Annotated in this window: 9 protein-coding genes; all 9 read right to left on the reverse strand. The window is 48.3% G+C overall.

Annotated elements, in window-relative coordinates; genetic code table 11:
• Positions 1–60: 60 nt before the first annotated feature.
• The 9 genes from ACNA7P_RS08480 to ACNA7P_RS08520 all read right to left on the reverse strand — a co-directional run bounded on the left by ACNA7P_RS08480 (position 61) and on the right by ACNA7P_RS08520 (position 9,669).
• Positions 61–2,142 carry a M13 family metallopeptidase gene (locus ACNA7P_RS08480; protein WP_416258189.1) on the reverse strand — a complete coding sequence of 694 codons (2,082 nt, stop codon included), beginning with the start codon at positions 2,140–2,142 and terminating at the stop codon, positions 61–63.
• A 114-nt stretch (positions 2,143–2,256) separates the two neighbouring features.
• The gene (gene ribA, locus ACNA7P_RS08485) at positions 2,257–2,850 is read right to left on the reverse strand and encodes a GTP cyclohydrolase II (RefSeq protein WP_416258190.1); all 594 of its coding nucleotides are present in this window, start codon (positions 2,848–2,850) and stop codon (positions 2,257–2,259) included.
• A gap of 130 nt (positions 2,851–2,980) precedes the next feature.
• On the reverse strand, positions 2,981–4,279 hold the full coding sequence (gene chrA / locus ACNA7P_RS08490) for a chromate efflux transporter (RefSeq protein WP_416258191.1): 1,299 nt from the start codon (positions 4,277–4,279) through the stop codon (positions 2,981–2,983).
• A gap of 36 nt (positions 4,280–4,315) precedes the next feature.
• Positions 4,316–5,743 carry a phospholipase D-like domain-containing protein gene (locus ACNA7P_RS08495; RefSeq protein ID WP_416258192.1) on the reverse strand — a complete coding sequence of 476 codons (1,428 nt, stop codon included), beginning with the start codon at positions 5,741–5,743 and terminating at the stop codon, positions 4,316–4,318.
• 2 nt (positions 5,744–5,745) lie between these two features.
• Entirely contained in the window at positions 5,746–6,651 is a 906-nt protein-coding gene (locus tag ACNA7P_RS08500) for a diguanylate cyclase domain-containing protein (protein WP_416258193.1), read from the reverse strand.
• A gap of 76 nt (positions 6,652–6,727) precedes the next feature.
• A complete protein-coding gene (locus ACNA7P_RS08505; RefSeq protein WP_416258194.1) occupies positions 6,728–8,053 on the reverse strand; it encodes a type II toxin-antitoxin system HipA family toxin in 1,326 nt (441 codons plus the stop codon).
• Positions 8,050–8,370: a helix-turn-helix domain-containing protein gene (locus tag ACNA7P_RS08510; protein WP_416258195.1), complete on the reverse strand. Its 321-nt coding sequence runs from the start codon at positions 8,368–8,370 to the stop codon at positions 8,050–8,052. Before ACNA7P_RS08510 ends, ACNA7P_RS08505 begins: the two co-directional genes overlap by 4 nt.
• Before the next feature lie 229 nt (positions 8,371–8,599).
• Positions 8,600–9,271, reverse strand: coding sequence for a type 1 glutamine amidotransferase domain-containing protein (locus ACNA7P_RS08515; protein ID WP_416258196.1), 672 nt, complete (start codon positions 9,269–9,271; stop codon positions 8,600–8,602).
• Positions 9,272–9,345: 74 nt separating this feature from the next.
• Positions 9,346–9,669: a type II toxin-antitoxin system RelE/ParE family toxin gene (locus tag ACNA7P_RS08520; RefSeq protein WP_416258197.1), complete on the reverse strand. Its 324-nt coding sequence runs from the start codon at positions 9,667–9,669 to the stop codon at positions 9,346–9,348.
• Positions 9,670–9,779: the final 110 nt, after the last annotated feature.

Genomic DNA, 9,779 nt, shown 5'->3' on the forward strand with positions numbered 1-9,779 from the left:
AAGCAGATAAAAAAAGCGCCGGCCTAAGCCAGCGCTTTACTACTCATATTTAGAAGCTTCCTACCAAAGGATTACGCGTTCGTTCTCTGGTAAATACATTCCATCACCTTCTTGCACATCAAACGCTTCGTAAAAGCCTGGGATGTTGCGCGGAGCGCCGAGGGCACGGTATTTACCTGGAGAATGTGGCCCGCGGGCCAATTGTGCACGCATAGCGTCATCACGGAACTTGATTTTCCAGATTTGTGCCCAACTAATGAAGAAACGTTGTTCACCGGTGAAGCCATCCATTACAGGTGAAGTGTCGCCTTCTAGCGATTTTTGGTAAGCACGGTAGGCGCTTAACAAACCAACGTGATCACCAATATTCTCGCCTAGCGATATTCGTCCATCTACGTTCATGCCCGGTAGTGGTTCGAACTGCGAGTATTGCTCTACCAGAACATTTGCTTTCGCTTCGAATTGTTCACGATCTTGCTCGGTCCACCAATTACGGAGATTACCTGTACCATCATAACGTGAACCTTGATCATCGAAACCGTGGCCGATTTCATGGCCAATTACGGCACCGATGCCGCCGTAGTTTACGGCATCATCTGCGTTCATATCGAAGAATGGCGGTTGTAAAATACCTGCTGGGAATACAATTTCGTTCGCGGTTGGGCTGTAATAAGCATTTACCGTTTGTGGCGTCATGCCCCAACGATCGCGATCTACAGGTTGGCCTAAATCAGCGATATTGTCATCGTAGTTGAAGTTCGTTACCCGAATGGTATTGCCAATCAAATCATCTGCAGCAATGGTTACGGCCGAATAATCTTTCCACTTATCTGGGTAACCTATTTTTGGCGTGAAGTTAGCTAGTTTTTCCAGTGCTTTTACTTTCGTATCTGCAGTCATCCACTCGAGCTCTTCGATCGATTCTTCCATTGCCTCAAGCAAGTTATCGATCAACTCACCCATGCGTGCTTTCGCTTCTGGTGGGAAATAGCGAGCCACATATTCTTGCCCAAGTACTTCACCTAAGGCGCCGTTGGTAGCCTGTACGCCACGCTTCCAGCGCTCTTGCTGCTCTGGTGTGCCGCTTAGAGTAGTTGAGTAGAAATCAAATTGGATATCGGCTACACGGCTGTGCAAGCGTGATGCAAAAGTACCCATAAGGCGCACTTGCAAGTAATCTTGCCAAGTTTGTAAATCGGTTTGGCTGTACAACTCACCAAGCGCTTCAATGTATGAAGGGGTGTTTACAATTACGTATTCGGCTGCTGAAATACCAGCTATTTCTGCAACAGCATCATAATTAATATCGCCCATTAATGCGCGTAGTTCATCGATGGTCATTTTGTTATAGCGTGCTTCGGCGTCACGGATTTCTAGGCGGGTCCAGTGATGGCCTGCTAGTTCATGCTCTAAATCATATACCCGTTGCGCTGCGGCTTCTGGCTCATCATGGCCTGCTTCGGTAAGCATTGCAGTTAGGTACTTAATGTACTCTTGGCGAATGTTTGCAAAATCATCGCTATCGCGGAAGTAGTAATCGCGATCCGGTAAGCCCAAGCCTGATTGGCTCAGGTGCAGAGCGTAGATTTCTGGGTTACGCGCATCGGTAGAAATATAGAAGCTGAAAGGGCCACCTAAACCATCACGGCGCATAGATGCCATAGTGGTGGTGAGTTCTTCGTGGCTAGAAATACCAGCAACACGATCGAGCATCGATTGAATTGGTGTGATACCAAGTTCTTCAATGCGCTCTTCATTCATGAAACTAGCGTAGAAATCACCGATTTTCTGCTCGTTGGTGCCGTGCGCTGCTGAAGTAGCGGCTGCATCTTCAATAATGCCGCGTAAACGTTTTTCATTTTCTTCAGCAAGAATATTGAAAGCGCCGTAGGTTGCACGATCTGAAGGGATTTCTGTGTTGTTGTACCAAGTGCCATTTACGAACATGAATAAATCGTCTTGTGGACGCACTGTCATGTCGAAATCTTCCAACATTAAGCCAGAAGTAAGCTGTTGCTGCTCGTATTGATCTTGGGCTTGTTCACTTGATTGATAATTATTTTGCGTTTGCTCGGCTGGTGAGCAAGCCACCAAACCCAGTGCTATGGCAACGCTGGCTGCCACTAAGGTAATTTTTTTCATCTGCGCTTCCGCCTGATTGATGTAATAAGAATGTTACAAACGCCATCAGTTTATAGCTATTAGGGCGGGTTCGTAAAGCCGTGGAAGCGTGTTTTCAGGTACTTTGACCGCAAATTACATCATGTGGCCGAATTTCTTCGATTTTGTAGCGAGGTAATACTCGTTATGGGGCGTACCTTCGGTAATGTGCGGTATCCGCTCTACTACTTTTACGCCGCACTCAGCAAGCTTCTCAAGTTTTTTCGGGTTATTGGTCATTAACGAAATAGATTGCACACCCAATTCGGCAAGCATGCCGGCGGCAATATCGTACTCGCGCGCATCGGCCACAAAGCCAAGAATTTCATTAGCTTCTACGGTATCTAAGCCTTTATCTTGCTCTGCGTAGGCACGAATTTTGTTGAGCAGGCCAATACCCCGGCCTTCTTGGCGCAAATACACAATAATGCCTCGGCCTTCTTTGGCTATTTTGCGCATTGCCGCTTCTAGTTGAGGCCCGCAATCGCAGCGTTGGCTGAATAATGCATCACCGGTTAGGCACTCTGAGTGCACCCGCGCCAGCACTGGCTCTTCGGTAGTAATATCACCAAGCACCAATGCAACATGCTCTTTACCCTTTGGGTCTTCAAAGCCTACCAAGGTAAACTCGGCAAACGGCGTAGGCAAACGGGTTTGGGCAACTATCTTCATTTTGGCGATGTTGGTCATGAATACAGCTCTCATTCAGCAACTAAAAACGCCGCGATTATAGCAGTAAGCGGCAAGAATTGCGCGTTTTGCTGCACACCAGCTATCGATTCATGTACTCATTTTCTACAGCGCTCTTGCCGCATTGTTGTTAGCCCGCGAAAAGCACCCACAACACGCCAAGCCCGGCCATACTGCCAATGAGCGATAGTACGCCTAGCTTTAAGCGGAATACCGCAATAAAGGCAATCGCAGACAATGTTAACAGCGGCCAATCTACAGAATACAGGTATGGCAAGCGCATGTTTGCGCCATAACCCGATACGGTGAATTGCTCTGAGAACAGCGCAGATACTGCAAACCATAGCGCTAGATTAGCAATAACCCCCACCACTACCGCAGTAATCGCGGCCAGTGCAGAAGAAATTGCTTGGTTATTCCGAAGTTTTTCTACGTAAGGCGCGCCCGCAAATATCCACAAAAAACAGGGTAAAAAAGTAACCCAAGTGGTAAGTAGTGCGCCTAAAAATGCTGCGAATAGCGGCGATATCATGTTAGCTTCGCGATATGCCGCCAAAAATCCGACAAATTGCGTTACTAAGATAAGCGGCCCGGGGGTGGTTTCAGCTAGCCCTAAACCCTCTAGCATTTCGCCCGGTTGCAGCCATTGATAATGTTCTACGCCTTGTTGGGCAACATAGGCCAACACTGCGTAAGCGCCGCCAAAGGTAACAGTGGCCATGGTGGAGAAGAACACTGCCATTTGGGAAAACACGTTATCTGGGCCCAGCGCCAGCAACAAAATCCCGATGGTAGCAATCCACAGCACAAAGCTAATAAGCGCAGCGCGTTTCGTGCCAGGCCGATATACCGTTTCAATCGTTTCACTCGGTTCTTGCGCCGCGCCGTTGGCGGCTAAATGCTTGGCTACCGCAAAGCCAATAACACCTGCACCTAACACCACTATGGGGAACGGTACACTAAAAACGAATAGCGCCAAAAAGCCCGCCACCGCTAACGCCGGTTTTAATATCCCAGTTAGTGCACGCTGGCCAATACGCCACAACGCTTGCGCCACAATGGCAAGCACCGCGGCTTTTAAACCAAAGAATACCCCTTCAGTAAGGGTTAAATCACCCAGCGCCACATAGGCCCAAGTGAGCAAAAAGATCGCCAGCGCGCCGGGCAATATAAACAGCACTCCCGCCACAACACCGCCGCGCACCCCATGCAATAGCCAACCCACATAGGTAGCCAATTGCTGTGCTTCAGGCCCAGGCAGCAGCATGCAGTAGTTCAGCGCATGTAAAAAGCGATTTTCAGGCAACCACTTTTTTTCATCTACGATAATACGGTGCATTAAGGCAATTTGCCCCGCGGGCCCACCAAAACTAAGTAAGCCAATACGAAACCAAACGGCTAACGCTTCTTTAAATGGAATTTGTTGCATGTGGTGCCCTTTGTTAATTAGAACAAAGACCTATCGCTAAAACGTGCTTAAACCGGTAGCTTCCATTATCCGGTATTGTATGCGGCGGCGCAGCCGTTCATCGGCAAAAGTACTATAGTCTACGCTGTACATCGCGCCATCACGGTTGTACCACTGATCATCAAACCATTGCGAACCTTGCCACAATGCAGTAAACCCAATGGGGCCTCGCAGCACCACACTCGTTTCTAAATTGAAGTTGCGCAAGTTCCGCCGGGTGAAGTTTGTAGAGCCCAAAAGCATCGTTGCCTGGCCATGCAAATCTTGGTGCAGCACCCACTTCGAATGGCACTGTTCACCCCGAGTGGCACACCAACGTACCTCTACGCCCGCCCGCTTCAACGCATAGCCAACAGGCCGATTCGGTACACCATTTTTCTCACGGCCAAATGCTTCTTTAGCGGGATCAAGCAACACCCGCACCAAAACTCCACGCTGAGCTGCATCCTTAAGCGCACGTATAATATGGCGATCCGATAGGTAAAATGCCGCCATATCAATGCGTTCACCCGCCTGCGCTGCATTGATCATGGCTAACAAAGCTCGTTCCACCGCTCGCTCGGTTACTACTTGCAGCGTTGGTTCTCCCAACAGGCTCGCAACACTAGCAGTTGCAGGTTGCGAAATGATGACCGGTATCTCACCACCTGAGAACGCTAACACTGCCTTTTCACTGGCCAATAAATCCCAAGCTGCGGCACCGGTAAAGCGCAGCGCCACGTTGCTGTGCGCGCTGCTACCATCATGCGGGTTTGCCGAAGTAACCAAGGCACCTAGCTTATCTCCACTATCGGCAATAATCACCTTGCGGTGGTTGGCCTTAAAATTCAGTAATGCCAAATAACTGCGTGCCGATACTCGGCCCTCTCCAAACGGATTCGCTAGGGTATCGGCTTCACGATTGCCAAACGGGCGAACAAATATCCGCCAAAACCCCGAATACAGCGGATTACTATCGCGCAGCGCAGTATGGTCGGTAAGGGTAACGGGTATGCCAGCAGCGGCCAACTGGGTAAAGTGAGGCAAAGGCTTGCCCCCATAAAGCGTATTCAGTGGATCAGAAATCACCCTTATTTCCATTTCTGGAAACTGCCGCTTCTGCGCAATCAGCGCTTCGGTTAGCTCCCAAGAAAGCGCCCGGTGGGTTTCCGGCACCTCCCCCTGAAAATCATTGAACAAGAACATATCAATGAGCACCAACCGCCTAGCATCAGCAATCATGCTCAACACCGTATCGAATATCTCTTGCTCAATGTACCGCTCGCCTTCGGAATCGAGATATGTTCTATCGGCCAGAAACTCAACATCGGTAGCACTGCGCGGCGGCCCCTCAAAGTTTAACCCAGCAGGCATAGGTTTTATTACGTGGTAAGCCGAAAATAATGCCAGCGCCAACAACAACCAGGGCAGCATAGAGCGCAACATGGTTATGCTACTCCCACGCGGTTGCGCTTAATTGCATACATATTGCTATCGGCATGGCTAAGCAAAGTATCGGCATCTTCGCCGTGCTCAGGATACACGGCCACACCAATACTGCACGATGGCATGCGCAAATCACCAAACTCGGGGCCCAAAGGCTTCGCGATAGCCGCACTAATATGCGCTACCATTTTCGCCACCATACTCTGTTCTGCATCACCCTCTAAATTATTATTTGCGAAACCGCCGCTCGCGTGAAGGCCGGTTAACAAAATGGTAAATTCATCGCCCCCCATCCGTGCCACTGTATCCGATTCTCGCACACAAGCCTCTAGGCGCCGCGCAATGGTGTACAACACCTTATCGCCCATCGAGTGCCCGTGTTCATCGTTAATGTCTTTGAAATCATTGATATCAATAAACAGCAGTGCAATCTCTGTTTGCTGGCGGCGAGCCGCACGCAAAGCCGATTTTAGGCGATCATGAAACAGCGCACGGTTAGTAAGTTCAGTAAGGGGATCGTGATGGGCCAGAAAACGTAACTCTTCTTCCGCTTGCCGCAGCGCCGTAACATCGCGAGCCACACCCACACGCACCTGTTCTTCTTCATACCAACGAGCAGACCAAAGAATATGCACAATTTCGCCATCCTTGCGAATATAGCGATTGCGAAAATCAATGTGCGGTTTGCCATTCATCACGCGCTGAATTGAGGCCTTCGAGGCTTCTAAATCGTCTGGGTGCATATAGTTTGTAATTACAGCACCCACAAGTTCGTTCGCCCTATAACCTAGTAATGTTTCACAGGCATCACTTACAAACACGATACGATTCTCGCTATCCACTACAAACACAGTATCTAGCATTAGATTAATAAGCTTGGGAGCAAGCGCTTGTATATCAACAGCCATAAGCTCGAAAATTCCATTGTTATTCGATAAATCCTACGCGATTAGCATAGCCTATTGGCTGTAAAGTGGTAGCCATTTATCGAAACGCATCTAACTGCAGATGCTTTTCGATTGAAGTTGCCAGCGCTGTTGGAACCTCGTGTTTAGCGGCTAACTCACGCCATTGAAACACCGCATTAATCACCTCATCAATAATCGCATCAATTTCTTCTCGTGGCACTTTTGCTAAATGTACGTCCGCTAACGCATACAAATCGGCTCGCGAATGCTTGCTGCGCTTACCATTTAACGACATCCAATGTTGCTCTACCCATGGATTTCCGGGTTTATAGCTAAACGCAACATCGTACGCTGGGCTTAACCGCCACTGCGTATCTGCCAACATAAACGCAAAGTTTTTCGAGTGATCATCATGGTTGGTTGCTACATGGTTGAACACCATGCGGCGGAACAGCTCAATGGCATCTTCTCGCGGCAACCGCAGCTGGCGAGCTACCTGAAATAGCTCTTCGTAAGAGAAAGAACCAATATCATGATAATTCACGTGCTTAATAGCCGTAAGCGTTTGCACATGCTTCTTCTCGTTACCTACTCTATCAAAACGTTTCGTTACAAAGTGCCGCCGGCTACCTTCGTTAAGTAAGTAGCATGGCATCATGTGCATGCCAGCACGGGTTGCCATCTGATAATAAACGTACTCCATAGCGCCATAGCCAAGCGGATCACCAAAGGTTTGCTGCGCAGGATCTCGTTCCTTTACGCCATCGAACTTTAACAAGTAATGATCGAATCCCTCGGGAACCTTACCTTGGCCCGAAAGAACCTTATTAAAATCTTCATTAAATGCTAATACCGCTTTCGGCCTTGCTCCGCCAGCGCTAGTGCCAACAGCCAACAGCGCCTGCATCATTGCTTTATCTTCCTCATCATCGAAATGAGTGTGCTGGCGAAATCCCTTTCTAGCATCTAACACTTCCTGAGCCAGTTTCATCAAGCCCTCCAGCTCAATGTCTTGGTTCTTTGGCATGGTTTTTCGAGGCCTCGCTGGGTGATACTCCAGCGCACCCATACCTCGCTCACCGGTGTATTGAAGCCTCTCAAGCGGGTTCAATGGTTCTGTTCGTTCCGGCTGCTGAGCTAACCATTGGTTAAGTACCGCATTGCCAAAATCATCTGGCAATGAATCTGCCAACATGCCCGGCAACCCCCGAAAGGTATCCCAGTTTAACCCCGGAAATGAGTAGATTCTGCCCTTCTCGGCGGGCATCGTTAAAGGCGCAAGAGGAATGTTTTTCTGCACAAATTCGGGGAAATATTCGAACCGCGCTGCAGTATCGCCTTTATTGTAACTTAAGGCCCCAACAGGCTCTCCTTTATATCTCACTTCAACTGTATTGATCACCAATCCAGCTCCTTATTTCCAGCCGGCTGCACACGGGTTTTACCGCTCGCCCGTTTCTTTTGCTTGGTGCTACTCTTTAGTAATTGCACAGGCGAAACACCCTCATCAGGGAAAGCCGCGAGTAAGTTATCGATATGCCCTAATGCTTGCAGAATAGCCACATAGGTGGGCAAAGTGCTTCTGCCACTTTCTGCAGATTTAACCGCATTTAAAGAGATGTTCGCTAAGGTTGCTACATCTTCTTGAGTTAAATCCTGATTCAGCCGGTATTGCTTCACTCTTTGGCCAATAAGAGCTGGAATATCTTTCGAGCCCATATAAGATACCTTTTATGGCTTTTAAAACTATATTTAGAGTTTAGCAGACTATTTAAGGTATGCAATTTAATAAAAGTAAAAGATTATTTAAAGGCTTTTAAAAGCTATTTATTACTTAATAGTGCCTATAAGGGCTGTTAAATGTTAACTTTTCTTTATATTGCTTACTCGCGCACGAAAATGCCCTCCGAAGAGGGCATTTTCATATCAAGCTTAGTTACAGCACTTTTTATAACAAGTGCTTCACCAACGCTACCGCAACAGCGTGGGCGCTGGCAGGGTTCTGCCCTGTAATCACGCGGTTATCTTCTACCACTAACTCACCCCAAGGTTGGCCCTTGCGGAACTGCTTTGCAGCTCGTGCCAGCGATTCTTCCAGTAAGAATGGGATATTATCAATCGTACCGTAATCTACTTCTTCTTCGCGGGTAAAGCCGGTAACGGTTTTATCAGCTAACAATTTTTCACCATTGCTCAGCGTAATCGGTAATAAACCTGCTGGCCCATGGCATACCGCAGCCAACACGCCGCCTTGCTCATAATGCTGCGCACTCATTTTCGCTACCGCTTCGTTCGTGGCCAAATCGGATAACAAACCAAAACCACCCGGATAAAAAATACCCGCATAATCATTTACATCAATATCCGCTGCCGGAATCGTGTTGTTAATGCGCTGCTGGAACGTTTCGTTGGCTAATATTTTTGCGTTCACCGCATCATCTTCAATATCCGTGCCATACACTGGTGCTTTACCACCCTTGATGGATACCAAATCATAATCAAACCCAGCCTCCAAGAACACATGCAGCGCATGGGTTAATTCCGGCGAGAAAGTGCCATTCTCTTCTTTGGTTTCACCCAATGTGGCGTGATTGGTAACAAATATCAGTACTTTTTTCATGGTGCCTCCAAGCTATAAGAATGGTTCTTTCTTAAAAATGTAACCCTACATTAACCATTTTAGAGGTGGTTGGATCACCGTAGGGCTGAATCAGTGCGTAGGGTTTCGTTTACAGGTAATTTAAGCTGCCGCTCACTTCGCCAGACTCGTATGAGCACAACCTCTTTAGCTTGCCTGAGATAGACAACTCGAAATGGCGCGTGAATCAATTCGCGGATATCATCCAGGTTGAATTCAGGAACAATACGGCCGGCATCAGGGTGGCGCTGAAGCATTTCGCTATGCCCCAAGAGCGCAGCCACGAAATCATCACCGATATGGGCCACATCTCGCTCTTTGTAATATTCCTGAATAGCCTGCAAGTCCTCAAGAGCGGACTGTGCGATGCGTAATTCCACTTACTTTATGTCCAGCGTGTTCTTGGCGTCCTCCAACGATACGGTGTTGCCCTCGCGAACATCCATAAGCCCCTGCGCCACCGCCTTTACAAACCGCAATTCCTCGGCAG

Origin of the sequence: Aliidiomarina sp., from assembly GCF_047920995.1 — a bacterium.
Lineage (GTDB): Bacteria > Pseudomonadota > Gammaproteobacteria > Enterobacterales > Alteromonadaceae > Aliidiomarina.